Here is a 25,195-nt window from a genome sequence, read left to right as displayed (position 1 = left end):
TACTCCATTTATTATATCTTGTTCCTTCATTTTAAACATAATTGTGCTCAAATAAAAATAAACCTGTCAGCCATAATGAACTGACAGGTTTATTTTTATAATTTCGTACGAACATTCCAAAGCTCTGGGAAGAACTGTTGATCAAGTACTCGTTTTAAATAGGATACACCAGAAGATCCACCTGTTCCCATTTTATGTCCAATAATACGTTCTACCGTTTTCATATGACGGAAACGCCATTGTTGTAACCAATCTTCAATATCGATTAATTTTTCAGCAAGCTGATATAAATTCCAATATTTCTTCACGTCCGCATACACTTCTATCCAAGCTGCTTCCACAGTTGCATCTTCTTCATAAGGCTGCGTAATATCACGATTCAACACATCTTTATGAATAGGGAATCCTTCTTTTACAAGTGCTTGAATTGCGACATCATACAAACTTGGTGCATGTAGCGCTGTATGAAGTCGAGCGTGTAATTCTGGATCTTTTTCATAAATTTTTAATGCATGCGGCGTTTTATAACCAAGCGCATACTCAATCATACGATATTGATACGATTGAAAACCTGAAGCTTGACCGAGCGAGTCACGAAACTCAATGTACTCAGATGGTGTTAATGTCGCAAGAATATCCCAGGATTGAATAATTTGAGACTGAATTTTTGATACACGTGCTAACATTTTAAAAGCTGGTTGTAATTTATCTTGTTTAATCGAGTCAATTGCTGCGTTTAACTCATGTAAAATAAGCTTCATCCAAAGTTCACTTGCTTGGTGAATAACGATGAACAACATTTCATCATGGTGGTCTGATAATCTCTTTTGAGAAGATAGTAAACTATCTAATTGTAAATATTCCCCATACGTCATATTCTCCTTAAAGTCCGTATGAATCCCTTTTTCCATAATTACCTTTTCGTTTTCTTTCATATTAACCAAACGCCCCTTTTATATATTTCTACTTATATTGGTCTAATCACTGCTCGAACTGGACTTCCGTCTGCATCTGTTAAGGCAAGTGGTAATGCGATCAATTCATAATCACCGTCTACTACATGATCTAGTACGACATTTTCTAAAATGTGTATTCCATTTTTAAACAATTGATGATGCGCATCTAATTCTTTATCATCTAATGGATCAACTGATGGTACATCCACCCCGATTAAACGTATACCTTTCTCTGAAAGAAACGGTGCTATATCCGCACGTAAATGCGGGATTACATCCGGGAATTCATTAGCTTTACCATGTGAAGATGTGCGTAACAACAAGCGTTCTACGCCTTCTAAATGAAAGTTTTCTAATTCCTTTTTCCCAATGCTTTCAAGATTAGAAACGTCAATGATTCGCGTAGGTCCAACATAAACTTGAATATCTAAATCTAATACTTTCTTTCCGTCATTATCAAAATGAAACGGTGCATCAATATGAGTACCAGTATGAACACTCATCGTTAACTTTCCGACATTTACTGAACCACTCTCTTCTTTTGACCATGATACTTCATATGAGAACGGTGTATCCCCTGGCCAAGTGGCAATATCATTATTTAGCGGTTGTGAAATATCAATCCACTCTGATGCTTTCATACTTATGCCACAACCTCTCGCTTATTTTCAAATTGCTTATATTCTTCATCTTTCATAATTTTCTTTAAGATTTGTACAGATTTCCATACTTCTTCGTATGTGTTATATAAAGCGACTGGCGCAAGTCTTACTCCATTAGGTGCTCTGAAATCAGGAATAACCCCATTCGCTTTTAACGCTTTACATATGCGTGCTGCTTCTGCATGCTCTAAATAAATATGTCCACCTCGTTTTTCATCCTCTAATGGATTTCCAATTGTAAATCCGAAATTTTTTAATTCATGCTGAATTAAATCAAGCATGTATCTTGTAATATGTAAGGATTTTTCACGTAAACGTTCTATACCAGCATCTTTAAATATTTCAAGAGAACCGATTAAAGGTGCAGTACTTAATACGTGCGGTGTTCCAATTTGATACGAACCTGCATGATCAGCAGCTGTTAATGTATGTTCCATATCAAACTGCTTATCTTTTCTAGAACTAAACCAGCCAGACAATCCTGGAAGTCTATTAAAATGCTTTTTATTTACATAAAGGCCGGCAACACCACCAGGTCCTGCGTTTAAGTATTTATAATTACACCAAATAGCGAAATCAACATCCCATTCTTTGAAATGATGCGGAATAGAACCAATTGAGTGACATAAATCGAATCCGATATGAATACCACGCTTATGTGCTTCCGCTGTTAAACGTTTCATATCAAGAATTTGGCCACTTCTATATAGTACAGAAGGTAATAAAATTAAAGCGATATCATCTGTCATTGCATGAATAATATCATCTTCAGAAAGTGTTCTACCATCTCGGCTCTTCACTCGTACTAAATGCTTATCTGGCTCTAACCCTTTTATACGAATTTGACTTTGAAGTGCATATATATCTGATGGGAATGTTAACTCATCCGCAAGAATTTTTGTGCGTATTCCTTTCGGCTCATAGAAAGTTGCGATTACTTGATGAATATTCGTTGTGGTGGAACCGGTTACAATAGTTTCTTCTGGTAAAGCTCCAATAAGAGGTGCTGTCAATTCACCTAATTTCTCCGAAAGGAAAAACCACGGATGCTCTCCTTCTGTCCACCCATCAATGCCATATTCTCTCCATGAATCTAGTAAAGTAAGTAACGATTTTTCTGCTCTTTTTGAAAGCAGTCCTAATGAATTACCATCTAAATATATTGTTCCTTCTTTTTTATAAAATTCAGTTTGAAAATCTTTCAGTTCATCATGTTTATCACATTCAAGCGCATACTCATAAGTTGGTTGAAATGGTTCTTTATACATGGTGTCACCTTCTTTTAATTTTCTTTTTATTCTAACTAATTGAAATATATCACCTCAGTTGATATAACGTCAATGATATTATGTCAGTTGACTTTATATATGAATTTCTTTTACAATACAGTTATATTTTCAGATATTTCAGTATAAAGAGGTGATTCTTTGAAAAACACTACTCTTTCATCAAGAAAACACCGCTCCTTAGAAACAAAGAAAAAACTTTTACACTCTGGTTATACGACTTTTATACATAACGGATTTCAAAAAACGACAATCACCCAAATTATTAAACATGCAGAAACTGGTTATGGAACAGCATATGTATACTTTAAAAACAAAGATGATCTCCTTATCGTTTTAATGGAAGATGTCATGAATCAATTTTATAATATCGCTGAGCGCTCCTTTTCTCCTCAAACAAAAGAAGAAGCACATAATATGATTCAAAACCAAGTAAGAGCATTCCTACAACTAGCAGAGAAAGAACGAGCTATTTTACAAGTTGTAGAAGAAGCGATCGGGTTATCAAAAGAGATACGTCAAAAATGGGATGAGATTCGAGGTCGATTTATAAGCAGTATTGCGCAGGATATTACGTACTCTCAAAAAAGTGGATTAGCACAAACTGAATTAAATAAAGAAATTGTAGCGCGTGCTTGGTTCGCTATGAATGAGATGTTTCTTTGGACGATTGTGCAAAATGATAAGAAATTAGTGTTAGAAGAGATAGTACATACATTGACGGAAATGTATACGACGGGATTATATAAATAGCACACCTTCAATGAATAAGGTGTGCTACTTTACATCTATAAAAATATTTTATCTGGGTACGGTAACGATAATGGTGGCTTTTCAGATAAAGAGAAATATTGTAGTTTTAAGGATTCACCATCTATTGACTTCAGCTTACCACTGATAACTTCACACTCAAACACAACAACAATGTATTCTACTTGATCGCCATTCGGATATGTATGACGGAACTCTTCCCCTCCAAATACGCCTTTTTGTTTTTTTACTTGCACTTTCAAACCCGTTTCTTCCCACACTTCCCGAACTACCGATTTTTCTGGAGTTTCTCCAGGTTCAATTGCTCCAGCTGGCAAGCTCCAGTATTCTCCTCCAGGATATTGAAATAAGATTTCTCCCTGCTCATTTTTAATAACTGCAGCTACACTCGGTATTAGAATTAGTTCATGGCCTAATTGCTCACGGATTTTTTTATAATATAGCGACATCGACATATAATTCTCTCCCACTCCATTAATAAATAACTGTATTTTCCGACACCTATTGTATAATAATACCAGTAACAATTTCTATATAGAAAGGATAAGAAAATGAACCAAGTACAACTAGTAAATAGCTTTCTATCATTTTTAGATACGACAAAACAGCCTACTAGCTTAAAATTTTTAAATGAGCTTATTAAAGCTCATCAAGAAAAAATAAAATGGGAAACTCTTACTAAAATAATTGACTGGGAAAAAGGTAATGAAACAGGCAATTATTTTCCTTCCATTGGTTATTATCAAATCTTGGTTTTGATGTTCATTATATGTATATGGATCCCGGACATTTATGCTTACTGGTTAACTTAGACCAACCTTAATATGTTGATGTTGGTTATTGTGCACCTTTATTCCAAGCTTACCCACTTTATGAATCATTTCAAGTAAATAATGTAAGAGAAACTTTTACTTATGAAGTCTCAAATAATAGGATTAAACTTGCTAGAAATCCAGGTCCAGCAAAAATCTTACATACAGAGCCAATACATTTATCAAGTATGAAAGAACTCATTACAAAGTCTAACGATTGGCATACATCTCCTGTATTAAAGAAAATTCAGATTTTCGGTTATATCGACGGCATTCCAACTTCTATTAATGATAATGTTTTAAAACGATATTTCCAAGGTAGGAAAAGAGAACAAATCATTACATCTTCTGAACTTAATTATTGGATAACAGAAAGATTTTGTGTTGATAAAGAAATATATGAAAGAGCTATTGAGATTTTCAATGAAAAATCTTCAAACAGTAAAAGCGTTACTCACAGAATTGAGTAACGCTTTTACCTTAATATATTTTTAATATTAAACTTCTTTATGATAAGCAGTTTCTACACATTCTGCTAGACGCTCCATTTGTTCCATTGCTAAACCTCGTGAAATCCAGCCTGTTAACTTATACATGATTTTATAATAAAAATTACTAGGTTCATATTCTGAAATTAATGTTAGTGCTGTACCTTCCTCATCTTCTTCTAACATATAAGTCATTGCTGAATAACCTTGCTTCATTTCACTACCTAGTGAAATAATATGGGGTGCATCGTATTCAAGAATTTCTACTTCTGCCTCCAATATTTTCTTACCGACTTTTTGAACAGTAATATATTTATCTCCTACACGTAGATTTTCTTTATCCATATTTGAAGGGTAGCGATTTTCTATTATAAACGTATTCCATTCTTTTATTTTTTCATCTTCTATTATATAGTCACATACAACATCCATTGGTGCTTTTATTACTATTTCAATTGCAAAACTCATTATACTGCCCCTCTCAAATACCCTATCCATTTCTATTTTGACTCAATCATTATGCCATATTTTATATAGTGAAATACAAGTAGAATTTTAACTTTTTATTGTGAGGGGGATTCAATAAATAATCATTTTTTATTAATTTAAAAACTTATTCATACAAAATATTTTATTAAAGATACAACAATTAAAAACAAAGCCACGAGTAGTAGAGCACTCCCTATACTTCTTTTTTCTTTTTCGTTATTTTTTAAATTTTGCACCCCTAAACTAACTAACAGAAACCCTAAAAGCGTTTGTAAAATTAGTACACTCTGTTTCGAAGTATCATTCCAACTATAAATGGAATACCCCATTATAATAATTGCAAGTAAAACAGTTACGATCCTATTCATACGCAAATCCCTCCTTTTTAAAAAGAAACCGCTAAGTTTCCTTAGCGGTTTTTATTAACAATTTATATTTATAAAAAGTGCTTTTCATGAATTTGATATAAGTCAAAAGAATTTCCTGGTCAATATAACTACGCATGTTAGCCCACTTTTTCTTTATCCAGTCTACTTACAATTCCAACTATAAATTTATATTCAATCCTCCTCTTCTTAACCTTTTTAAACCCTTCTTTCGTATCAAAAATTAAACACGTTTTCCGAAACCACATTCGTACATATAAAGACTCAAAATAAATAGGTTTTATAATTCCTCGTTCCTCAAATTCAGTTCCATCTTTATTTTCAGTTTCTGTTCGAACGAACCACCTATTTCCGAAACCAATTTCAATATATTTCACATAAGCTCTCCTTCCGGAAATTAATTTCTAACTATTCTATTATTTCCCCGGTAAGCGCACATTCCGACAGAACATGAGCCCACAAAGAAAAAGTAGATTACAAAAATCTACTTTATAACTTATATTTTTGCATTCGTTTATAAAATGTACTTCGAGGTACATCTAAAAGTTTTGCAGCCAAGGAAACATTTCCATTCGTCTTTTCTAGCGCTTCAATCATGCTATCACGCTGTATTTTTTCGCGGAAATTCAATGTGTTCTCTGTTTTATTTTCTGCTTGCAATGCAAGTTGATGTTGATTTCCCATCATTGTTTGTAATAAAAAAGAGATTTGTTTTTCGCATATTTCCCGTCCTTGCGACAAAATGTAAATGCGTTCTAATACATTTAATAATTCTCGAATATTTCCGGGCCACGTATGTTGTGAAAATTGATTACAAATGCTCTTTGGAAATGCAACATTCCAATTCTTCCGTTCACAAAAATGTTGTATGAAGTACGGAATATCCTCTTTTCTTTCTATTAACGATGGAACATATAGCGGATACACATGTAAACGATAATATAAATCTTGACGGAACTTTCCTTCTTCAACTAATCGCAGTAAATCTTTATGTGTCGCAGTAATAATACGAATATTTACCGGCACCTCTTTTGAACTGCCAATTGGGGTTACTGTTCGTTCTTGTATAACTCGCAATAATGCTACTTGCATCTCTGGAGGCACTTCACCAATTTCATCTAAAAATATTGTCCCTCCGTCTGCTTGTTCGAATTTCCCTTTATATCCTTGGCGCCGTGCACCTGTAAACGATCCTTCAGCATAACCGAACAATTCACTTTCCATTAATTCTTTCGGTAATGAACCGCAGTTAACAGCTATAAAAGGACCATTTTTTCTTGGACTATTTTCATGAATCGCTCTCGCTACATATTCTTTCCCTACACCTGTTTCACCACAAACATATACACTTGCGTCAGTTGGTGATACAAGCTTAATTTCTTCTAAAGTATGTTGAAATGCACTACTTGTCCCAATTACTCCAGGGAAAGTGATTCCATTTATAAATGGGGAAGTTGAAAATAATTTTTCTTGTTTATTTTCCTTTACATAAATACATTTCCCAATCATTCTATCATTACTGTATACTGGAACTTCTAATTTAGTTTTCAATCCATATTGCATTAAATCTTCAAGTTTCATTCGTGACCAATTGCATACTCGTTCCCGAACACTCTTGCTTGCAGAAACGATAACATCACGATGATTACAAATTACAACTTGTTCATCACTGTCAATTACATCTAAAAAACGATGGATTAAGTGTAACTCATTTTGATGTACCCGAATACTACATTCACGTTCAATCGCATGTGCAAGCGAAGTTACCATACCGAGCATATATGGATGTGAAAACTCAATTGGACAGGAGAAATCTAGAACACCAATTAATTTCCCGTCATCATTATGAATAGGAGCGGCCGCACAGCTCCAGCTATGAGATGCGACAGAATAGTGCTCTGTACCACTTATCATAATAGCCTCTTCAATCTGTAACGCTGTTCCTATCGCATTTGTACCAACAGCTGCTTCCGTCCATTTCACACCTTCAATGAAATTAATATGTTTCGCTCGTTTCAACGTTTGTTGATTTCCACTTAACGATAGAACGTAACCGTCTGGATCAATTAATAATGCCATCATTTGCAGGTCATCAATGGTTTTTCTCATATTTTGTATTTGAGGTATTGCTATATCTAGGAAGATTTCACTCTTTTTCTTTTGATCTTGAAAAAAATTAGAAGACAAAATTTTCTGACCTTTATTCATATGAGGATTCACATTTGCTTGTTTACATCGATGCCATGATTCTAAAATTCTTTCGTTTATACGATTCGAATCAAGGACTCCTTCATCAACAAACTTTTTCCATGTATGTAAGTAAAACGGTGAAGCTAACATTGTATCATCTCCCTATTCATTGTTTTGGAGATCTGTAAAAACATACTTTTATTATAAAACTGAATAAAAGCGTTTTCAATAAAACTAGAAAGACGACACAAATATGTTAATAATTTGAATATCTTAATGCACTTCTTTATTCTTTTTTAGTAGCACTATATTTTGTATAATGGAAGCAAAGAAAATACATAACCAAAACCACTTTTGTGGATTACCGTTTATAAAGAAAACAATCACGGCTATTGTAAATAAACTAGTAGATGCTACACTAAAATATAATTTTGTTTTCATTCCCATTATCCCTCACCTCTCTACCACTTTACAGTACATATTAACTCTTCATTTTTCATCTCTACTATGTACTCCTGTAAAACATACTCTTTCCCGCCATTTTTTTCATACCATTCATGTATTCTTCTAATATGTTTCTCGTCACTTCTAATTTTTGATTCTATTTCTTTATACTGTTCATAACTATCATATTCCCATATGGCAAACACTTCAGTCGTACCATTCTTATTATCTTTCATCCAGCGTCCTATTAGCCTAGATCCATACTTTACCTGATTAGGTAAGTTCGTGTTATTGAAATGATCATTAAATATTTTAATAAATTCATTTTTTACTATATAGTACTTTCTTCTATAAAACATACATTTCCACCTCTTTTATGAACAGACTCAAATACACCTTCCCATTACAACCGTATTATAATACTGCTCATCTGACAGCCTTTTATCATTTTTCAAAATTCCTTCTACTTCAAAACCTAATTTTTTATAAAGTTGCATGGCTTTTTCGTTTGTCTCTAATACTTGTAATGATATCTTTTTAATCTCATTCTCATCAGCCCAATGAATAGATTGTTGCAAAAGGCTCTTACCTATTCCATATCCCCAAAACTCTTTTAAAATACAAACGCCAAATTCTACTTTATGAGATAATTTCTTCAGATTTGACCCTTCACATCTTGAAAATCCAACGATTCGATTGTGCACTTCTGCAACTAAAAACAAATTCTTTGTCTCTTCACTATCTGTTTTTATTAATTTTTGAAACCCTATCTTATCTATAAATCCCTCTCCAGCTTCTCTATCCATATTTTCAGTTTCTCCATCGATCTGAACTCTAATTTCCGATAACTGCTCTGCATCTGTTTCAGCTGCAGAACGAATTGTATAAGTTAATTCATTTATATAAAAATCTTGTCCTTTTATAATCATTTCAAACTCCTTTTATTTGCTGTCTATTGACGCTATTACAATTTCTATACCTTGTTTCTCAAATTCTTGAATCGTTTCTTTACTAGCCTCTTCATCTGTTATTATAAGGTCAATTTCTTTCAGTGATCCTCCATTTATAAAGCAGTCTATTCCGAGTTTATTATGGGTAGCTAAACAAATATTCATTCTAGCAATATTACTTACTGTTTTTCCAAAATAAGCAACTTCCGGCGTTGCAGTACTTATACCATTCAATGAAATGCCACCACCTGTAGAAAAATACAGATCAATTGAGAATCGACTTATCAATTCTGAGGCAAGTGTATCTGTCATATTCCCTGATGGTTTCACCTTTCCACCAATTAAGTACGTATCTACATTCTTATAATCCCGTAACGTACTAGCGATTTCTAAAGCATTCGTAATAACTGTAAATGATGTTTCAGGTAAATATTTTAACATGGCATAATGAATAGAAGCCCCACCAATATAAACAGAATCTCCTTCTTGTATATAAGAAGCTGCGATTTTTGCAATTGCGTTGTCATATATAGAACCATTACTATAACGCTCAAATCGTTCGGCAGGTAAATTCCTTACTCTAGCAAGTTCAATTGCACCTCCATGCGTTCTTTTTAACAAGCCATCTTTCTCCATAATAGACAAATCTCTTCTTATAGAATCGATAGACATATCGAAACTTTCCGCAAGATCCTTTGCGATTACTCTTCCATCTTTCTTAAGTAACTCTAAAATTTTCTCTCTACGCTCTTCAGTAAACATGTGCCCACCGCCATTATTGAAAATTCTGAAATCTCATCCTTATTTTAATTATATGCATGTTTCTTCCGTTTTACAATATTTTCAATTCTTATTCACTCCGTTTTATTCAGCTTTTTCCCTCTTTCTATTCCGTTAACTGGACAATGAAATAAATGTATATTTGCATATTCCACAAATATACTTCCATTTACCTTCCTATTGATGTAAAATTATTCCTATGTTTTACTTTTTAACGCAGAAAGGAAATACTATGAAATCTATAATGAAAGTAACTTGTACAGCATTATTATTTACAGGACTAATGGCAGGATGTAATGGGAATACTGCACCAAAACAAGAAAAGAGCGCTCTTGAAAAGAATGCAATGCACTATGGGGAAATATTTAAAAACGAATACTATAGAGCAACTGTTGAAAATGCCAAATTCGAAAAAATAGACAAAGAGTGGCGTCTCACAGCTCGCGTTACAATAAATAACGCTCGTATTGACGGACAAACGATAGATCTTTCTGAAATAAAATATTTCATAAAAGATGAAAAGACGGGTGAAAAATACGAAGGTGAATTTATACAAAATGAAAATGCTAAAAAGGTTCCATCTGAGTTTTCTTTAACTACCGACATTCAATTTAATATGAAAACTTCACCAAAAGATTTAAATAATATGTATTTATTCATAGATAGCAAATCTGCACCGTTAACCGATACATATTGGAAGCTTGATAATTTAGTATCCAAATAAAAAGACCAGTCTTAAATGATTGGTCTTTTTACATTCATGCATTTAATTTTCGTTAACATTTACATTTATTTGCTAATAACAACTTGAATTACATTAGCTAAACCAGTGTGTCCTTTCCCTTCAACTCGCTCTTGCTCCCCATTAAAGAAATGAATTACCTTATGTTTTTCACACCAAGTAAGGATATCAATTGGATCATACAGCATCTCAATATCTTTTGGCCCACCAGTACCGTAATTTATTTGTTTTTTTGAGTAAACTTCAAACATTATTAATCCACCAGGCTTTATCGTTTGTATCATTTTATCTAATACCATTTTTTTATGATCATTATGAAAATGTCCAAATACCATAATTGCCACATCATATTCATTTACTGGCAAACTATCAGCTAATAAATCTACTTTTTTTGTGTGTACATCTACGTTATGCTTCTCTGCCAATTTTTTTGTCTTTTCTAATCCATCTTCCGAATAATCAATAGCTGTCACTGTATGTCCTTGTCTTGCTAGAAATACAGCATTTCTACCTTCTCCCTCTGCGAAAGCTATTACTTTATTGTGATTTGTTAAACGAAATGCTTGTTCTTTAATAAATGCATTAGGTTCTTTCCCATAAAAATATTCATCTGATTTATATCGATCATTCCAAAAATTATTCATTTTCTTATCCCCTTCTACATATCATTTTCTAGTTAGAACCGCTCTTCCGTAATATCACTATTAATGGCTATTGCTGCTTTATTCCCATGTGATGCAGCAATAATTAATGAGGATGGCCCTTGAGTCATTGTTTCCCCTGCTAAGTAAATATTTTTTTCTGAAGTACGTCCAAAATCATCAATTACAAAAGTTCCATTACTTTGTGGTTCACAACCAAGCTGTTCTATAAATTGATTTGGTCTAAAGAAAGTAGGTACTATAAATCCTCCAGCTCTTTCAATGCGTAAACCGGAATAAAACTCTACTTCATTTAAATAACCTCTTTCCCCTTGTAGTGCACGTATAGGTTCTGTAATTACAGTTATATTTTTATTAGACAGTTCATCCATAATAGTTTGACTGAGCTCGTTACCATTTGTTGCGATCACTAAATCGGTAGACCAGTTATAAACTAATTTTGTCATATGCATCGTATAATCTTCGTTTTCAGAAATAATAATGAGCGGTTGATTTTTTAATTCCCAGCCATCACAATACGGACAGCTAAATAAGCTTTTTCCATAGTATTCCCGTACATTAGGAATAGATGGGAATTCTTCCTGTATACCCGTCGCTAATAAAACCCTTTCCGCTAAATATTTTGTGTGATCTTTTGTTTCAAGCTCAAATAAACCAGTGGATTGTTTCGTTATCATTACAACTGTTTTTTCATAATAATGAACCGATGGATACTTCATCAATTCATTGAAGCCTATTTCCTTAAACTCTTCAGGTTTAATCCCGTCACGCGTAATAAATCCGTGAGAATTTTGTGTAACACGATTCCTATTCGTTTTGTTATCAAATAACGCTATTTGTTTACGAGCTCTTCCTAAAACTAAACTTGCATTAAGTCCAGCAGGCCCTGCTCCTATTACTGCACAGTCTATACATTCCATAAGTAAATATCCTCCATGAATTAATTTAACTATAATTAAAGATATTAAAGAGTCTTTTTATCCTTAATTAATTTAAAAATAAAAGCGGATTAAAAATCCACTTTTATTTTTTTCGCAAGATCTACGATTTTTTGATTTCGTAACTCATCTTCCATTTTCTCTTCTGCTGCGAGCATTGCTTCATTAATTAAACATCCAGGTTTTTCATGTAAACAACATTCAAATAATGATGTTTTACCTTCAATTGCATGTATAATATCTAAAAATGAAATATCTTCCCAATTATGACTAAGCGAATATCCACCTTTTGGACCAGATGATGAATGTATCATCCCTTCCTTTGTTAACTTAGTTAGTATTTTAGACAAGTACGTTGATGAAACATTTTGCATTTCTGCTAATTGGTGAACGCTAACTAACTTATTTGGTGTTGCCTTTGCCAGAAAAAGCATTGTATGAAGAGCATAATTTGTAGCTTTAGAATATTTCATAGTACAGCTCCTATTGTAGACTTCATATATCTACAATAACTTTATTTCTGTATCTTGTCAAACATTTGTAATACTCCATGCAAAATTATCTCTCTTCAAGTAATACATCGGCTGCGCAAATCTTTACTTCTATAAATGGACAATCAAATAAAACTCCTAGTTCGAAACCATCTCCTGCAAGATCTATTTCATGACATAACCACCAAGCACCTTCAAAATTTTCCGGAATAGAACATTTCGTTACGCCTGTAAAAGTTACTTGCAGTTTATCAAATTCACTGAAAGTACCACTGCAATCTAAAGTAATAATTAGCACATCTTTTGATCTTCTCTCTACTGATTTGACTACACTGTCATGTAGTGAGTATTCATTTAGTTGAACGACATTCTGCGCGAGCTTTTCTTTTATAGTATTATAATTATCTAGATACGCTTGTTCTAAATCATTCATTCTTTTTTCATAATCTTCTGTCCAATCAAACATAAGTTTCTTTAATTTTTCCGATGGGTATTCTGAATTCATTGTATTGTTATGAATGTATGGATGTAATGAATTAGGTAAAAACTTTAATAAATCTTCTTTCTTTTCTTCCACGTCTTCTCTTAAACTTTGCTTATAATCCATTCCTATCTTTTCGCTCTTACGCAACATCTCTTCCCATTCTTCTACTGTTTCTGAGAAAATTAAAAATCCAGACACTTGCATTTCTTTATACCAATCTTTATTAAAATACTTCAAAGACTTTCCCCCTAAAACATTTTAACATCCAACAAAAGCGATATATCTATTTATTATATCATTCCAATAACTATTTTTTCTAAAGAAAAAATGCAAAAATGTAAATATTCCGCCTTTTATTTCTAAAACTTCAGAATATTTACAATAGTTGATAATTAGAATACATTTTACTAGTACAAAGATTCACCTGTACAAAAATCTAAACAAAAAGGGATGGTTATATGTTGAAGAAATTAGTAGCAGGTACATTAGTAGCGGGATTTGCATTAACTGGAGGACTAGGAGTAGCAAGTGCTGAAGAAAAAAGTAACACAATTAAGTCTTTTGATTATTTAAAAGTGGATGAACAGAATGTTAATTCACTTACAAAATTAAGTGATCAGGATAAGAAAGACATCCAAATTACTATGGTATTACCAGAGCAAAATGAAAATGGAGATTGGTTAGCTTACGGTTTTACTAGTAGAGAAACATTGGATGCTTATATTGAAAAGGATAAAAAAGCACTTAAAAATAAAATTAATCCTTTAGGTAGCGGCGCTGGTAGTACAGATTTTTATGAACATATAAATAAAGGTGGACAATACATTTACTGGAGCAGTGGCTTTAAAAACTTACCATCTAGCTGGAACGATAGAATTTCTTCTGTAAGTACGGCGTCACCTTCTGCAAGTTATTCAACGACACTTTGGGAGCATACTTCTACACAAGGATTAGGAAAAGGTGTTATATTTAAACACGCTGATTGGTATGGTAAAACTGCTAATTTATCTGCTGAATGGAACGATAAAACTTCAGCTATTGAAATTAAATAGTAATAAGATATTTAATTTCTTCTATAAAAATTCAAACCACTATTCTCTCTTTCATTAAGAGAATAGTGGTTTATCATATTTCCATTTAAGCATGTACAGCATGTCCTACCGCTTGCAATAGCGCTTCATGAATTGCTTCAGATAAAGTTGGGTGTGCCGCAATATAATCTCTCATAATATCAGCGGTAACTTCTGTATGAATCATTACAGTTCCTTGTCCAATCAGTTCAGTTGCACGTGGACCAATAATAGAAATCCCTACAATTTCTTGATATTTTGGTTCCACAATAACTTTTACTTTACCCGTTTGTTCGCCAATAATAAGCGCTTTTCCGTTTGCGGAAAAAGGAAACTCTCCGATAAAAATATCACCGTACTGCTCTCTTGCATCTTTTTCTGTTAAACCGACACTAGCAATTTCTGGAGCTGTATAAATACAGCGAGGTACAGCATGGTAGTTTACTTTTACATCTTCTCCACTCGCGTGTAATGCTGCCGTAGTTCCTTCATGGAAAGCAACGTGAGCAAGCTGGATTCCACCAATCACATCACCTGCTGCGTAAATATGTGATACATTTGTTTGCATATGTTCATTCGCAGAAATTCCTTTATTTGAATATTTAATGCCTGCTTTTTCTAAATCTAATTGTTGTACACGTGGTTTTCGGCCGACAGAAACGAGAACAAATTCTGGATTAACTTCTTGAATACTTCCTTCATATTCAAATGAGGCCTGCTTCTTATCATTATTTAATCCTTTTAAAGCTGCTCCTGTATATATTTCTACGCCATCATTTTCTAGCTTCCCTCTTAAAATATGTGCGATATCTTCATCTTCACCTGGTAATAATTGCGATGCCATTTCAACAATCGTAACTTTTGTTCCAAGACGACTATAAACACTTGCAAACTCGCAGCCTATTACACCACCGCCAACGATTAATAATGATTTTGGTATATGGTCTATGGACATTGCATGGCTGCTATTTAAAATCCACTTTCCGTCAAATGGAGCAAAGGGTAATGCAGTCGGTTCTGAACCTGCCGCTATAATGAACTGTTCTCCATCTACTACATCTTCTTTATCACCGTATGTAACTCGCACACGGTGATCCGTTTCGAATTTCGCTTTCCCCTTTATTACTTTAATTTTGTTTTTCTTCATTAAATATTGAATTCCTTGGACGAGCTGCGATACGATTTGTGATTTCCTCGCCTGCATGTGCTTCCAATCGATTGATATACTTCCAGTGTTAAGTGTAACTCCATAATGATTCGCTTTTCTCACAATGTCATGCACTTCTGCACTTTCTAACAATGATTTCGTAGGCATGCACCCAACATTTAAACAAGTCCCGCCAAGATCCGCTTCATCAATAAGAATGACATCTTTTCCATTTTGAGCCGCGGTAATTGCCGCTACATAGCCAGCAGGTCCGCCTCCAATAACGACTAGTTTACTCATTCTCCCACCTTCTCTTTATAAAAGAATTGTTACAGGTTCTTCTAAATAACGTTTAATTGTGCGTAAAAATGCAGCTGCTGGTGCGCCATCTAATACACGATGATCGAATGTTAAACTTAAAGGTAACATACTGCCTTTTTTTATTTTCTTTCCTTTATATACTGGAACATGCTCAATTGCACCTACACCTAAAATACCAGTTTCCGGCGTATTTAATACTGGCGTAAAATATTCAATCCCAAAGCTACCTAAATTACTAATTGTAAAGGTTGTACCTTGCATATCATCACTACTTAAACTACCTTCTCTTGCTTTTTGTGCAACGTTTTTAATTTGTTTAGATAACTCTACTAAAGATAGATTATTAGCAAAGCGAATAGCTGGAACGACTAATCCTTTTTCTAATGCAACTGCCATACCTAAATGAACATGTTCAAATTGATGAATAGTATCATCCATATAAGCGCTATTCATTTCTTTATGCTCTCCAAGCGCTAATACAACTGCACGAGAAACGAAATCTGTAATAGTTAGTTTGTTATCATATCGTTTTTGTACAACTTCCGCTATTTCTTTATGTAAAGCAACTAAATCTGTAACATCTACTTTCATCGTTAATGTTAATTGCGCACTATTTTGTAAGCTTGCATGCATACGGTTTGCGATTGCTTTCCGCATACCAGTAACAGGAATTCCCTTACTTTCTTCTTGTTCAAGTACTTCTGGAATTGCTACTCTTTCTTCAAGCGCCTTTAATACATCTACCTTTGTAATTCTTCCACCTGGACCGGTACCAAGTAATGATTTAATATCCAGATTTTCAGTTTTTGCAATTTTGTTCGCTACTGGAGATATTTTAACCCTTTGCTTCGTTACATCTATCACATAAGGTTCTGGATGTTGGACCTTTTTAGGTTCTGGATTAGATGTTTTTTCTGCTACAACATTTATACTTTCATTGACTTCTACTTTTTCGTTCGGTTTACCGATATAGCAAATTACAGTGCCAGGTGGAACTCCCTCATCTTCACTTACAGCTATATCAAGAACAGTTCCATCAGCTGGTGCTTCTATTTCAGTTTCGATTTTTTCCGAGTTAATACTAGCAATTAGTTCACCTTTTGATACATTATCGCCTGCTTTAATATTCCAGCTCGTAATAATACCTTCTTTCATCGCCATACCTAATTTCGGCATTACAACTTCTACAGCCATGTTTCTCTCTCCCTTCTCATCGTTTCATTACACATGTAATAACGATTGGTCTCCGATCATTTCTGATACAGTTTCAATTACTTTTTCTGGCGTTGGCAAATACAACTTTTCAAGTGGTGGTGAGAACGGAACTGGTGTATGTGGTGCTGTAATTCGTTTAATAGGTGCATCTAACAAATCGAATCCTTTATCCGCTACAATTGCCGCAATATCTGTTGCGATACTACATCTTGGGTTCGCTTCATCAATAACAATCAAGCGATTTGTTTTTTCCACAGATGCTAAAATAGTATCTTCATCAAGCGGTGATAAAGAACGTGGATCAATTACTTCTACTTCAAGTCCTTTTTTCGATAATTGCTCAGCGGCTGCAAGTGCTGTATGAACTTGTTTTCCAATTGCGACGATTGTTACATCAGAACCTTCACGTTTAATATCTGCTTTACCTAAAGGAATTGTATAATACCCTTCTGGTACTTCGCCTTTCATATTGTAAAGTGTTTTATCTTCAAAAAAGATTACTGGGTCATCATCTTCAATTGCCGCTAATAATAAGCCTTTTGCGTCATATGGCGTAGAAGGAACGACTACTTTAATACCTGGTATGCTCGTAAATAATGCGTATAAACTTTGTGAATGCTGAGCTGCTGCGCTAAATCCAGCACCATGCATCGTACGTACCGTAACTGGCACTTTCGCTTTACCACCGAACATATAGCGGAACTTTGCACCTTGGTTTAATACTTGATCAAGACAACTACCGATAAAGTCATTAAACATCAATTCAGCTATCGGACGTAAACCAGTTGCCGCCGCTGCCATTGCAGCTCCCATGTAACCCGCTTCTGAAATTGGCGTATCTAAAATACGATTTCGGCCAAATTCTTGTACTAGCCCTTTCGTCACGCCAAGTACACCGCCCCATGCTTCATCATCTTGCAAATGATCAACTTGTGCACCACCTGCAACGTCTTCTCCGATTAAAATTACATTTTCATCACGTCGCATTGAGATTTTCATCGCTTCATTAATTGCAGTTGACATACTTACTGTTCTAGTCATTATTTTTCACCCTCCTCTTATTTATAAGAAACATATACATCTTTTAATAATTCTTCACCCTCTGGATAGGGACTATTTTCACTAAATTCAATTGATCTTTGTACTGCCTCATCTACTGCCTTTTCCATTTCCACAAGTTCAGACTCAGTTAATAAAGCTTCATGAATTAAATGCTTACGGAAATTTACAATTGCATCTTTTTCGTTTAAATGTTCTTCTTTTTCTTCTGAAGTTTTATACGTTTGTGCTTCACCTTCGAAATGACCGTAATTACGATATGTCATACATTCAATTATGGTTGGACCACCACCATTACGTGCACGTTCTACTGCTTCTTCAGCAGCTTTATATACAGCTAGAAGATCCTTTCCATCTACTTGAACACCCGGAATGTTATAAGCTTTCGCACGATCTGCAATAGAATCACAACTTGAAGCATATTCAAATGTCGTTGCTTCACCGTAACCGTTATTTTCTGCAATAAAAATAACTGGTAACTTCCAAATCGCCGCTAAATTCACCCCTTCATGGAATGTTCCTTCATTATTTGCTCCGTCACCGAAGAAACAAACACTTACATCTTTCGTTCCTTTATATTTAGCTGTTAATGCCGAACCGCAAGCAAGTGGGAAACCACCACCTACAATGCCATTTGCACCAAGCATTCCTTTATCTAAATCGGCAATATGCATGGAGCCGCCTTTACCTTTACATAACCCTGTCGCTTTCCCAAAAAGTTCAGCCATCATACCGTTTAAATCACAACCTTTTGCGATACAGTGTCCATGTCCTCTATGCGTACTTGTAATACTGTCACTATCCGTTAAGTGGGCACATACACCAACTGCTACCGCTTCTTCACCTGCGTATAAATGGACGAAACCTGGTAGCACGCCTTGAGCGAACAATTCATGTACCTTATCTTCAAACTTACGAATCTCTAACATTTTTTTATACATCCAACGAGCTTGTTCTTTCGTAATTTCATTCCCTTTACTTTCAGTTGTTTTTAACATGTCCAGCCCTCCTATTTTCTTGTTCATCTTTTATATTGCAAGTACTATGCCACATTCTAATCCTTGATTTAATAGGTTTTCTCTTTATGTTGAAAATAAAAAAGTGAACAAAATGAGACATTAGTCTCGTTTTGTCCACTTTTGTTCACCTAATTTGAGAATTATTATCTTATTCATTATCAAAACTCTTCTGTAACTTCCGGATGTAAATAATTTGCCCAATATGATAAGCATTATGAGTCGTTACATTTGCTAGCACTTCCCACCACTTCGCACTTACCGGAAATCCAACTACATCACATTCAACCTTCTCTTCATTGATAAGCTTTTGCCATTGTAACAGTTTCTCTAGTAGTTTTTCTCTTAACTCATCGAATGTTTGATTATTTGAAAGCATAAAACTTTTGTTATTATCACCAATAGCGGGCACGGCATTCACATTCGATTCTTTGTACCTAGTTTGCCACGTTGAATTCCAATACAGTAAATGTTGTACAATTTCAGCTATACTATTACTCTCTTCATTCGGTTTCCAGAAAGCTTCTCTCTCAGATAGATCTTTCACTGCATCTGAAAACGGAATATACCAACTAGGATCGTTCGCATTCGCTAATAACTGATCTGCTAATACATCCTTCACATGGGCCATTATTCTTCCCTCATTTCATAAACGTATTCATACTCACTTCTCTATATACGCTGATTCCGTATAATGTCCTCTTTTAAAAATCTCATAGAATATAGAATTAACGGGTAATGCTCTCAAAACGAATGTAAGAATAATAGATTTTCTTATCATAACTCGTTATGATAAAAGAAAAAGAAAGCGAGCAAAAAATGAATAAAAAAATCGCAGTTATAACCGGGGCTTCAAGTGGCTTCGGTCTATTAACAACACTTGAGCTTGCAAAAAAAGACTATTTAGTCATTGCTACAATGCGAAACCTTAATAAACAAGAAGATTTAATATCTCAAGCTACTCAACTCAACTTACAACAAAACATAAAAATTCAACAATTAGATGTAACCGATCAAAACTCTATACATAATTTCCAATTATTTTTAAAAGAAATAAACAGAGTAAACCTTCTTGTTAATAATGCAGGATATGCGACTGGAGGATTTGTTGAAGAAATTCCAGTAGAGAAATACCGTAAACAATTTGAAACGAACCTTTTTGGCGCTATTTCAATCACTCAGCTTGTTTTACCTTATATGAGAGTACAAAAAAGTGGGAAAATCATTAATATAAGCAGCATCAGTGGTCAAGTTGGATTCCCTGGTCTATCTCCTTACGTTTCTTCAAAATATGCATTAGAAGGATGGAGTGAATCCCTTCGTTTAGAAGTAAAACCTTTTGGAATAGATGTTGCTTTAGTGGAACCTGGTTCTTATAACACGAATATATGGGAAGTTGGTAAACAACTAGCTACAAACCAATCTGATACTACTTCTCCTTACAAAGAATATATGGACAAAATACAAAAACATATTAATAGCGGCAGTGATACATTTGGTAATCCAATAGATGTTGCTAAAAAAATCGTTGATATTGCTGAAGCTAAGCGCACAACATTACGATACCCAATTGGAAAAGGTGTAAAATTTATGATCTTAGCAAAGAAGATTCTTCCTTGGAGATTGTGGGAATACCTTGTTTTGAGAAGTTTTAAGAAGATGTAATTCCCTTTATTAAAAACCATTTTGAAAGAGGTGCTAAACAAATGCTAGGTTTACCGTACGGGAAAGTATTTTTAGTTCCGTGGACTGTGGAATGGGAATTGGAGTTTATGAAAGAAAAACAATTCATTGAGAAACAAATTGGCGAACATATTTTAGCGATACACCACATTGGTAGTACTGCTATTCCACATTTAAGTGCAAAACCAATTATTGATATTGCAATCGAACTAGAAGATTATAAAGACGGTTTAAAATGTATTCAAAAGTTAGAACTATTAAATTATAAATATAGAACGGATGTATTACCCGAAAGATATTATTTTAATAAAGGTGAGCCAAGAACTCATCAAATTCATATGTATGAACAAGGGAATACATATTTAATAGAACAATTACAATTCAGAGATTACTTATTAGAAAATAAAACTTCTCGTATACAATATGAACAGTTGAAGATTCAACTTTCACAAGCTAATCCTAATGATAAACATCAATATGCAGAGGATAAAACAAATTTCATTAAATCCGTATTAGCGAAATTAAATGTTTAAATTGAATAAGAAACCATTTTGCAGTAATGGTTTCTTATTTATTAGTTATTTCATTATTTGTACCATCAATAATAAAATCTGCAAATTCATGTGGCTTATGACTGTCTACATACATATCTTCAGCAACCATCCAATTGTTTTCCCACATATCACGTGCAGCTTCTCCATCTCTAGCAATTCCTCTTTTTATCCGTGTTTCACGAGGACAATTCACCCATATTTTCAAATCGTACATTCCCGCTAGCTCCTGACGTGTTGCATATACACCTTCTATAATAACAATGCCATTTGCAGGGACAATATGAGATTCCACTAAAGAATCGGTTTCCCAATCGTAACGTTTATAGCATCCTTCAACACCATTACTAATCGGATCTAAAACTTCTTGTAAAAGGCGTTTCCAGTCAAAATCTGCACCAATCGATTTATTCGTAGGATTTTCATTTACAATCTTTGTAGATGGTAAATAAAAATCATCCATATGAACAATCGTTACAGTTGAAAAATTACTTTTTATTTTATTAGCTAACGTACTTTTACCTGCACCGCCACAGCCATCAATACCTATTATTAGAAGTGATTGTTCCGTACATTTTTCTTGAGCCCATTTTAAAATTAAGTCTAAATCCAAACTAACCCATCCCCTTATATCTCTTACATTCCATTATTAAAGTTTTACGTTGCAAGTGGAACGAAATGAAATAGTATCGAGAGCATCAATATAAAAGAAACCATTCCCATTATTGAAAGTATATATTCTTTTGATTTTCTATCATATTTCCATTCCATCCATGCTCTTAAAGTCCATGATATCCCTAAATAAGTGAACATGACATAAGTCATTTTAGCGTTCTCAAATTTAAACATATAATAACAACTACTTATTACATAAATAATAATAAGCCCTATTTCTAATTTTACATGTAAACTATTCACATGCTTATATCCAAAAAAGCCTCTTTTCTCCATATTTAATTTTCTTCTTAAAAACTGTTCTATAAAGTAACCACCGATACCAAGTCCAATAATAATAAGCAAAATTGTAGAAATACCCATTGCTATCCCTCCTATTACTTTATTTATCTTTAGTAATAAAGTGAACTATATTACGGTTATCCTCTTCTAAATAGCTTACAATTCCTTCAGGATACGTTGGTTTCTCCTTTAATTCGTCTAGACTTTTCCAATTTAATATAATATCTTCATGTTCTTTATGCCTTATTTCATTTGTAATTATCTCTTCAACCGTTGCCCAATGTATTAATGTACAATGATGTCCTTTTTTGTTGTTCCACTCGAAAATATGCTCATTTATAACGGCTAGCTCTTGGACATCAATCTTCAAATCGTATTCTTCCATTAATTCTCGTATTATTGCTTCTTTTGCTGTTTCACTAGATTCAATAGAGCCTCCTGGAAAACGATAAAATGTTTCACTTAGCTCACATTGTACAAGTACTTTAGAATGATCTTCATTTAAAATCATTACTTCAGCGCGTAATCAAGGACTTTTCATTTCTTCTCTCCTTATAATTGCTCATTATATGATGTTGCCATAGTGTTGTAATCAATACATATTAAATAAGGAAATATAGAATTATCCCTGTTATCAATAGTGATACAGCTCCGCCTAAGGACATCAAAAACTCCCTTGATTCTCGATCATATTTCCATTCCATATATGATTCGAAACTATACAACGTAATTAAAAACAGAAAAGGTAGAAATCCCATGTATAGGGGATTCGATAGAGAAGAGCAGATAATTATAACCACTATATAAGAAAAAATAATAGTCCTGTTTTCCCATTTATGCAGCTTATTTACATATTTATTATTCCATCCTTTTTGTTTCGGTATATTTAGCTTTTTTCTCACTATGTTTTCTAGGAAAAATAAGAATATGATCCATAAAACTAATACAATGACTTTCACATGCAACTGAGAGATCGCCTTCTTTACCTTATCGTCTGGATTTTCTCCGGTTGATCACTTGGATACGTAGTATATTCTTTATTTCCGACATCCCAACAAATAACGGTCGCACTATCACGTCCTAATTGATGATGAATATGTTTTAACACATTCTGAACATTTTCTTTAAGCTCTACGCTACTTCCGTTCATATCATTATACAGATTTAATGGTGTTTCATAATGACGTTCCCCACATTCTAATACCCCATCTGTCACCATTACAATTCGATTGTTGCCAGTACGTAACTCACGAATGCCTGTTGAATAACAAGGAACAGGTAAATCAAAAGTATTTATATTACCAATCCATTCGTAAAAATGACGTTGATTTAATGCATATTGTCCTAATTTATGTAACTCTTCATGAAATACATACACTAAACAGTCTCCAATAGATAGCCACCATATATAATTTTCTTTTCTTACACATAGTAAGCAAGCTGTTTCACCTTTAATTTTTTGACACTTTTCCTTAAATGAAGAGGACTGAAAAATTGTAAGTATATGATTTTCAAAAGATCGAAACACAGTTTCAATTGGTTCTTTCATAATTGTTTTTATATTTTCATACTCTTTTTCAATTGTATTTACTACTAAATCAACACTTTCTGCACTATTATGTCCGTCTAATATAACCGCAAATTCCCAATCACTATTTGACCAAACTAAAGCACCGTCTTCATTCTTTTTTGCTCCGGCGCTTATATTACCACCATATGTACCAAGCACGATGTCACCATATTGCTTTACCGAAATTTCGTTTAAACACATGTCTCTACTTCCAACCCATGAATGTTGTCTACTATTTTTTGTATGCATATTCACTCACCATATACTCTCGTATTCTTTCGCATATTTTTTTGATTTTCGCTGCGTCACCATATGGTGCACCAGTCCATTTCGCTACTTCAGTCGGTGACCAAAACTCTTTTGGTGTATTTGCATAACGCGGTATGATATGCATATGCATATGTGGTACACCATTCCCTGAAACAAAAGTGTAAATATGTTCTGCACCTTCACTTTCTTTTAGGGCTTTACTTACTCTACTTGTTATAAGTCCGAACGCTTTCGCTTCTTCATCTGTTAATTCAGCAAGGCCAGATACATGCCTTTTTATATCTATCATTACATAACCCAAGTATGTTTCTTCACTATCCCAGTGGACATGTCCAACGTAAACGAGTTCATCTTCGTAAATAGCTCGACCTGGAACTATAATATTTCCTTTATGTTTTTCACAAATAAAACAGTTTAGTTCTTCTTGATCGTTTGTTGACATATTCATCACCATCCTTTCCATATATAATATCATAAAAAAAGGAAAAATAGGATTTATATTCCGAAAATTCATTCTTTTTATGCACCAATTTTTGAAATGAATTTAGACCTCATTATTTTTTCAAAAACGCAATCCCAATTACAATCCCAATCACAATTCCGATTACTAAATTATTTGTAAAATAACCTTGGAATACACCGATTACAACCCCTATACCGACGCCTATTGCCAAGGCATCATTTCTTTTTATATTTTTAGCCAAATTGCATCTCCTCCCATCATTTCTCCCCTAATAATATCCATTTACATGACGTCGCTGTCTTCTAATATATTCGCTATTCCACTTAATAATTTCCAAAAAAT

Annotated in this window: 32 protein-coding genes and 2 pseudogenes; 6 read left to right on the top strand and 28 right to left on the bottom strand. The window is 33.8% G+C overall.

From position 1 onward, the window contains the following. Positions 1 to 95: 95 nt before the first annotated feature. Genes kynA through kynU form a run of 3 tightly spaced genes read right to left on the bottom strand, consistent with a single transcriptional unit; the run spans position 96 to position 2,886 of the window. The gene (gene kynA, locus DN390_RS18065; RefSeq protein WP_098264803.1) at positions 96 to 935 is read right to left on the bottom strand and encodes a tryptophan 2,3-dioxygenase; all 840 of its coding nucleotides are present in this window, start codon (positions 933 to 935) and stop codon (positions 96 to 98) included. Positions 936 to 967: 32 nt separating this feature from the next. Further along, complete coding sequence (kynB, locus tag DN390_RS18060; protein WP_147808024.1) at positions 968 to 1,597, bottom strand: arylformamidase; 630 nt, start codon at positions 1,595 to 1,597, stop codon at positions 968 to 970. 2 nt (positions 1,598 to 1,599) lie between these two features. Next, positions 1,600 to 2,886 (bottom strand): kynureninase, encoded by a 1,287-nt coding sequence (gene kynU / locus DN390_RS18055; protein WP_147808023.1) that lies wholly within the window; start codon positions 2,884 to 2,886, stop codon positions 1,600 to 1,602. Between the two features lie 159 nt (positions 2,887 to 3,045). Here kynU and DN390_RS18050 point away from each other — a divergent pair, with 159 nt between their 5' ends. Then, entirely contained in the window at positions 3,046 to 3,657 is a 612-nt protein-coding gene (locus DN390_RS18050; RefSeq protein WP_098609226.1) for a TetR/AcrR family transcriptional regulator, read from the top strand. Between the two features lie 35 nt (positions 3,658 to 3,692). Here DN390_RS18050 and DN390_RS18045 read toward each other — a convergent pair whose 3' ends face one another. Continuing rightward, positions 3,693 to 4,130: an NUDIX hydrolase gene (locus DN390_RS18045; protein ID WP_147808022.1), complete on the bottom strand. Its 438-nt coding sequence runs from the start codon at positions 4,128 to 4,130 to the stop codon at positions 3,693 to 3,695. 96 nt (positions 4,131 to 4,226) lie between these two features. Here DN390_RS18045 and DN390_RS18035 point away from each other — a divergent pair. Beyond that, a pseudogene (locus tag DN390_RS18035) lies at positions 4,227 to 4,957 on the top strand (hypothetical protein). Between the two features lie 27 nt (positions 4,958 to 4,984). On the opposite strand, the gene DN390_RS18030 reads toward DN390_RS18035, so the two are convergent. The 8 genes from DN390_RS18030 to DN390_RS18000 form a co-directional block, all read right to left on the bottom strand. Continuing rightward, complete coding sequence (locus DN390_RS18030) at positions 4,985 to 5,443, bottom strand: SRPBCC family protein (RefSeq protein WP_147808021.1); 459 nt, start codon at positions 5,441 to 5,443, stop codon at positions 4,985 to 4,987. 149 nt (positions 5,444 to 5,592) lie between these two features. Beyond that, the gene (locus tag DN390_RS18025; protein ID WP_147808020.1) at positions 5,593 to 5,832 is read right to left on the bottom strand and encodes a DUF3953 domain-containing protein; all 240 of its coding nucleotides are present in this window, start codon (positions 5,830 to 5,832) and stop codon (positions 5,593 to 5,595) included. 137 nt (positions 5,833 to 5,969) lie between these two features. Further along, positions 5,970 to 6,227, bottom strand: coding sequence for a DUF3977 family protein (locus tag DN390_RS18020; RefSeq protein WP_147808019.1), 258 nt, complete (start codon positions 6,225 to 6,227; stop codon positions 5,970 to 5,972). A 112-nt stretch (positions 6,228 to 6,339) separates the two neighbouring features. Then, complete coding sequence (locus tag DN390_RS18015; RefSeq protein WP_147808018.1) at positions 6,340 to 8,190, bottom strand: sigma-54-dependent Fis family transcriptional regulator; 1,851 nt, start codon at positions 8,188 to 8,190, stop codon at positions 6,340 to 6,342. Between the two features lie 123 nt (positions 8,191 to 8,313). Continuing rightward, entirely contained in the window at positions 8,314 to 8,481 is a 168-nt protein-coding gene (locus tag DN390_RS30695) for a hypothetical protein (RefSeq protein WP_179955763.1), read from the bottom strand. A gap of 20 nt (positions 8,482 to 8,501) precedes the next feature. Then, positions 8,502 to 8,843, bottom strand: a complete 342-nt coding sequence (locus tag DN390_RS18010) for an NIPSNAP family protein (protein ID WP_147808017.1) — start codon at positions 8,841 to 8,843, stop codon at positions 8,502 to 8,504. A 27-nt stretch (positions 8,844 to 8,870) separates the two neighbouring features. Beyond that, positions 8,871 to 9,413: a GNAT family N-acetyltransferase gene (locus DN390_RS18005; protein WP_147808016.1), complete on the bottom strand. Its 543-nt coding sequence runs from the start codon at positions 9,411 to 9,413 to the stop codon at positions 8,871 to 8,873. Between the two features lie 12 nt (positions 9,414 to 9,425). Next, positions 9,426 to 10,196 carry a DeoR/GlpR family DNA-binding transcription regulator gene (locus DN390_RS18000; RefSeq protein ID WP_147808015.1) on the bottom strand — a complete coding sequence of 257 codons (771 nt, stop codon included), beginning with the start codon at positions 10,194 to 10,196 and terminating at the stop codon, positions 9,426 to 9,428. Between the two features lie 250 nt (positions 10,197 to 10,446). Between DN390_RS18000 and DN390_RS17995 the strand changes: the two genes are divergently transcribed. After that, positions 10,447 to 10,938 (top strand): hypothetical protein, encoded by a 492-nt coding sequence (locus tag DN390_RS17995; protein WP_147808014.1) that lies wholly within the window; start codon positions 10,447 to 10,449, stop codon positions 10,936 to 10,938. Positions 10,939 to 11,003: 65 nt separating this feature from the next. Here the strand turns inward: DN390_RS17995 and DN390_RS17990 are convergent, their stop codons facing one another. The 4 genes from DN390_RS17990 to DN390_RS17975 all read right to left on the bottom strand — a co-directional run bounded on the left by DN390_RS17990 (position 11,004) and on the right by DN390_RS17975 (position 13,768). Then, positions 11,004 to 11,600 carry a class I SAM-dependent methyltransferase gene (locus DN390_RS17990; RefSeq protein ID WP_147808013.1) on the bottom strand — a complete coding sequence of 199 codons (597 nt, stop codon included), beginning with the start codon at positions 11,598 to 11,600 and terminating at the stop codon, positions 11,004 to 11,006. Positions 11,601 to 11,632: 32 nt separating this feature from the next. Continuing rightward, a complete protein-coding gene (locus tag DN390_RS17985) occupies positions 11,633 to 12,538 on the bottom strand; it encodes an NAD(P)/FAD-dependent oxidoreductase (RefSeq protein ID WP_147808012.1) in 906 nt (301 codons plus the stop codon). Between the two features lie 89 nt (positions 12,539 to 12,627). Beyond that, a complete protein-coding gene (locus DN390_RS17980; RefSeq protein ID WP_060631123.1) occupies positions 12,628 to 13,029 on the bottom strand; it encodes an Rrf2 family transcriptional regulator in 402 nt (133 codons plus the stop codon). Positions 13,030 to 13,114: 85 nt separating this feature from the next. After that, complete coding sequence (locus tag DN390_RS17975; protein WP_147808011.1) at positions 13,115 to 13,768, bottom strand: DUF4085 family protein; 654 nt, start codon at positions 13,766 to 13,768, stop codon at positions 13,115 to 13,117. A 221-nt stretch (positions 13,769 to 13,989) separates the two neighbouring features. On the opposite strand from DN390_RS17975, the gene DN390_RS17970 reads away from it, so the two are divergent. Beyond that, positions 13,990 to 14,583: a hypothetical protein gene (locus DN390_RS17970; protein ID WP_074564245.1), complete on the top strand. Its 594-nt coding sequence runs from the start codon at positions 13,990 to 13,992 to the stop codon at positions 14,581 to 14,583. 85 nt (positions 14,584 to 14,668) lie between these two features. Here DN390_RS17970 and lpdA read toward each other — a convergent pair whose 3' ends face one another. The 5 genes from lpdA to DN390_RS17945 all read right to left on the bottom strand — a co-directional run bounded on the left by lpdA (position 14,669) and on the right by DN390_RS17945 (position 19,990). Further along, the gene (gene lpdA, locus DN390_RS17965; RefSeq protein ID WP_147808010.1) at positions 14,669 to 16,048 is read right to left on the bottom strand and encodes a dihydrolipoyl dehydrogenase; all 1,380 of its coding nucleotides are present in this window, start codon (positions 16,046 to 16,048) and stop codon (positions 14,669 to 14,671) included. A 15-nt stretch (positions 16,049 to 16,063) separates the two neighbouring features. Next, a complete protein-coding gene (locus tag DN390_RS17960; RefSeq protein WP_147808009.1) occupies positions 16,064 to 17,263 on the bottom strand; it encodes a dihydrolipoamide acetyltransferase family protein in 1,200 nt (399 codons plus the stop codon). A gap of 27 nt (positions 17,264 to 17,290) precedes the next feature. Next, on the bottom strand, positions 17,291 to 18,325 hold the full coding sequence (acoB, locus tag DN390_RS17955; RefSeq protein ID WP_000198893.1) for an acetoin:2,6-dichlorophenolindophenol oxidoreductase subunit beta: 1,035 nt from the start codon (positions 18,323 to 18,325) through the stop codon (positions 17,291 to 17,293). Positions 18,326 to 18,342: 17 nt separating this feature from the next. Next, the gene (gene acoA, locus DN390_RS17950) at positions 18,343 to 19,341 is read right to left on the bottom strand and encodes an acetoin:2,6-dichlorophenolindophenol oxidoreductase subunit alpha (protein ID WP_147808008.1); all 999 of its coding nucleotides are present in this window, start codon (positions 19,339 to 19,341) and stop codon (positions 18,343 to 18,345) included. A gap of 169 nt (positions 19,342 to 19,510) precedes the next feature. Next, positions 19,511 to 19,990, bottom strand: coding sequence for a DinB family protein (locus DN390_RS17945; RefSeq protein ID WP_029438591.1), 480 nt, complete (start codon positions 19,988 to 19,990; stop codon positions 19,511 to 19,513). Between the two features lie 188 nt (positions 19,991 to 20,178). Between DN390_RS17945 and DN390_RS17940 the strand changes: the two genes are divergently transcribed. Together DN390_RS17940 and DN390_RS17935 are read left to right on the top strand one after the other, a co-directional pair. Continuing rightward, complete coding sequence (locus DN390_RS17940; protein ID WP_218944378.1) at positions 20,179 to 21,024, top strand: oxidoreductase; 846 nt, start codon at positions 20,179 to 20,181, stop codon at positions 21,022 to 21,024. A 41-nt stretch (positions 21,025 to 21,065) separates the two neighbouring features. After that, complete coding sequence (locus tag DN390_RS17935; protein ID WP_147808006.1) at positions 21,066 to 21,575, top strand: GrpB family protein; 510 nt, start codon at positions 21,066 to 21,068, stop codon at positions 21,573 to 21,575. A 34-nt stretch (positions 21,576 to 21,609) separates the two neighbouring features. On the opposite strand, the gene DN390_RS17930 is transcribed toward DN390_RS17935, so the two are convergent. From DN390_RS17930 to DN390_RS17900, 7 genes and pseudogenes are all read right to left on the bottom strand, one after another. After that, positions 21,610 to 22,206 (bottom strand): uridine kinase family protein, encoded by a 597-nt coding sequence (locus tag DN390_RS17930; protein ID WP_147808005.1) that lies wholly within the window; start codon positions 22,204 to 22,206, stop codon positions 21,610 to 21,612. Between the two features lie 44 nt (positions 22,207 to 22,250). Beyond that, a complete protein-coding gene (locus tag DN390_RS17925; RefSeq protein ID WP_029438595.1) occupies positions 22,251 to 22,631 on the bottom strand; it encodes a DUF4181 domain-containing protein in 381 nt (126 codons plus the stop codon). Positions 22,632 to 22,650: 19 nt separating this feature from the next. After that, a complete protein-coding gene (locus DN390_RS17920; protein WP_147808004.1) occupies positions 22,651 to 23,061 on the bottom strand; it encodes an NUDIX domain-containing protein in 411 nt (136 codons plus the stop codon). Positions 23,062 to 23,152: 91 nt separating this feature from the next. Further along, positions 23,153 to 23,515 (bottom strand): DUF4181 domain-containing protein, encoded by a 363-nt coding sequence (locus tag DN390_RS17915; RefSeq protein WP_147808003.1) that lies wholly within the window; start codon positions 23,513 to 23,515, stop codon positions 23,153 to 23,155. 17 nt (positions 23,516 to 23,532) lie between these two features. Next, on the bottom strand, positions 23,533 to 24,369 hold the full coding sequence (locus DN390_RS17910) for a PP2C family serine/threonine-protein phosphatase (RefSeq protein WP_147808002.1): 837 nt from the start codon (positions 24,367 to 24,369) through the stop codon (positions 23,533 to 23,535). Continuing rightward, entirely contained in the window at positions 24,353 to 24,844 is a 492-nt protein-coding gene (locus DN390_RS17905) for an HIT family protein (RefSeq protein ID WP_147808039.1), read from the bottom strand. Before DN390_RS17905 ends, DN390_RS17910 begins: the two co-directional genes overlap by 17 nt. A gap of 100 nt (positions 24,845 to 24,944) precedes the next feature. Beyond that, positions 24,945 to 25,111, bottom strand: a pseudogene (locus DN390_RS17900) (glycine zipper domain-containing protein). Between the last annotated feature and the right edge of the window lie 84 nt (positions 25,112 to 25,195).

The organism is Bacillus sp. SH7-1 (assembly GCF_008042405.1).
Lineage (GTDB): Bacteria > Bacillota > Bacilli > Bacillales > Bacillaceae_G > Bacillus_A > Bacillus_A thuringiensis_N.
The sequence above is the reverse complement of the archived record's forward strand: the minus strand, read 5'-3'. Positions and strand labels throughout refer to the sequence as shown.

What these genes read in the sequence shown, in the direction of transcription:
- kynA (WP_098264803.1), bottom strand. Translation starts at nt 935, where the DNA reads ATGAAAGAAAACGAAAAGGTAATTATGGAAAAAGGGATTCATACGGAC.
- kynB (WP_147808024.1), bottom strand. Translation starts at nt 1,597, where the DNA reads ATGAAAGCATCAGAGTGGATTGATATTTCACAACCGCTAAATAATGAT.
- kynU (WP_147808023.1), bottom strand. Translation starts at nt 2,886, where the DNA reads ATGTATAAAGAACCATTTCAACCAACTTATGAGTATGCGCTTGAATGT.
- DN390_RS18045 (WP_147808022.1), bottom strand. Translation starts at nt 4,130, where the DNA reads ATGTCGATGTCGCTATATTATAAAAAAATCCGTGAGCAATTAGGCCAT.
- DN390_RS18030 (WP_147808021.1), bottom strand. Translation starts at nt 5,443, where the DNA reads ATGAGTTTTGCAATTGAAATAGTAATAAAAGCACCAATGGATGTTGTA.
- DN390_RS18025 (WP_147808020.1), bottom strand. Translation starts at nt 5,832, where the DNA reads ATGAATAGGATCGTAACTGTTTTACTTGCAATTATTATAATGGGGTAT.
- DN390_RS18015 (WP_147808018.1), bottom strand. Translation starts at nt 8,190, where the DNA reads ATGTTAGCTTCACCGTTTTACTTACATACATGGAAAAAGTTTGTTGAT.
- DN390_RS30695 (WP_179955763.1), bottom strand. Translation starts at nt 8,481, where the DNA reads ATGAAAACAAAATTATATTTTAGTGTAGCATCTACTAGTTTATTTACA.
- DN390_RS18010 (WP_147808017.1), bottom strand. Translation starts at nt 8,843, where the DNA reads ATGTTTTATAGAAGAAAGTACTATATAGTAAAAAATGAATTTATTAAA.
- DN390_RS18005 (WP_147808016.1), bottom strand. Translation starts at nt 9,413, where the DNA reads ATGATTATAAAAGGACAAGATTTTTATATAAATGAATTAACTTATACA.
- DN390_RS18000 (WP_147808015.1), bottom strand. Translation starts at nt 10,196, where the DNA reads ATGTTTACTGAAGAGCGTAGAGAGAAAATTTTAGAGTTACTTAAGAAA.
- DN390_RS17995 (WP_147808014.1), top strand. Translation starts at nt 10,447, where the DNA reads ATGAAATCTATAATGAAAGTAACTTGTACAGCATTATTATTTACAGGA.
- DN390_RS17990 (WP_147808013.1), bottom strand. Translation starts at nt 11,600, where the DNA reads ATGAATAATTTTTGGAATGATCGATATAAATCAGATGAATATTTTTAT.
- DN390_RS17985 (WP_147808012.1), bottom strand. Translation starts at nt 12,538, where the DNA reads ATGGAATGTATAGACTGTGCAGTAATAGGAGCAGGGCCTGCTGGACTT.
- DN390_RS17980 (WP_060631123.1), bottom strand. Translation starts at nt 13,029, where the DNA reads ATGAAATATTCTAAAGCTACAAATTATGCTCTTCATACAATGCTTTTT.
- DN390_RS17970 (WP_074564245.1), top strand. Translation starts at nt 13,990, where the DNA reads ATGTTGAAGAAATTAGTAGCAGGTACATTAGTAGCGGGATTTGCATTA.
- lpdA (WP_147808010.1), bottom strand. Translation starts at nt 16,048, where the DNA reads ATGAGTAAACTAGTCGTTATTGGAGGCGGACCTGCTGGCTATGTAGCG.
- DN390_RS17960 (WP_147808009.1), bottom strand. Translation starts at nt 17,263, where the DNA reads ATGGCTGTAGAAGTTGTAATGCCGAAATTAGGTATGGCGATGAAAGAA.
- acoB (WP_000198893.1), bottom strand. Translation starts at nt 18,325, where the DNA reads ATGACTAGAACAGTAAGTATGTCAACTGCAATTAATGAAGCGATGAAA.
- acoA (WP_147808008.1), bottom strand. Translation starts at nt 19,341, where the DNA reads ATGTTAAAAACAACTGAAAGTAAAGGGAATGAAATTACGAAAGAACAA.
- DN390_RS17945 (WP_029438591.1), bottom strand. Translation starts at nt 19,990, where the DNA reads ATGGCCCATGTGAAGGATGTATTAGCAGATCAGTTATTAGCGAATGCG.
- DN390_RS17940 (WP_218944378.1), top strand. Translation starts at nt 20,179, where the DNA reads ATGAATAAAAAAATCGCAGTTATAACCGGGGCTTCAAGTGGCTTCGGT.
- DN390_RS17935 (WP_147808006.1), top strand. Translation starts at nt 21,066, where the DNA reads ATGCTAGGTTTACCGTACGGGAAAGTATTTTTAGTTCCGTGGACTGTG.
- DN390_RS17925 (WP_029438595.1), bottom strand. Translation starts at nt 22,631, where the DNA reads ATGGGTATTTCTACAATTTTGCTTATTATTATTGGACTTGGTATCGGT.
- DN390_RS17920 (WP_147808004.1), bottom strand. Translation starts at nt 23,061, where the DNA reads ATGATTTTAAATGAAGATCATTCTAAAGTACTTGTACAATGTGAGCTA.
- DN390_RS17910 (WP_147808002.1), bottom strand. Translation starts at nt 24,369, where the DNA reads ATGCATACAAAAAATAGTAGACAACATTCATGGGTTGGAAGTAGAGAC.
- DN390_RS17905 (WP_147808039.1), bottom strand. Translation starts at nt 24,844, where the DNA reads ATGGTGATGAATATGTCAACAAACGATCAAGAAGAACTAAACTGTTTT.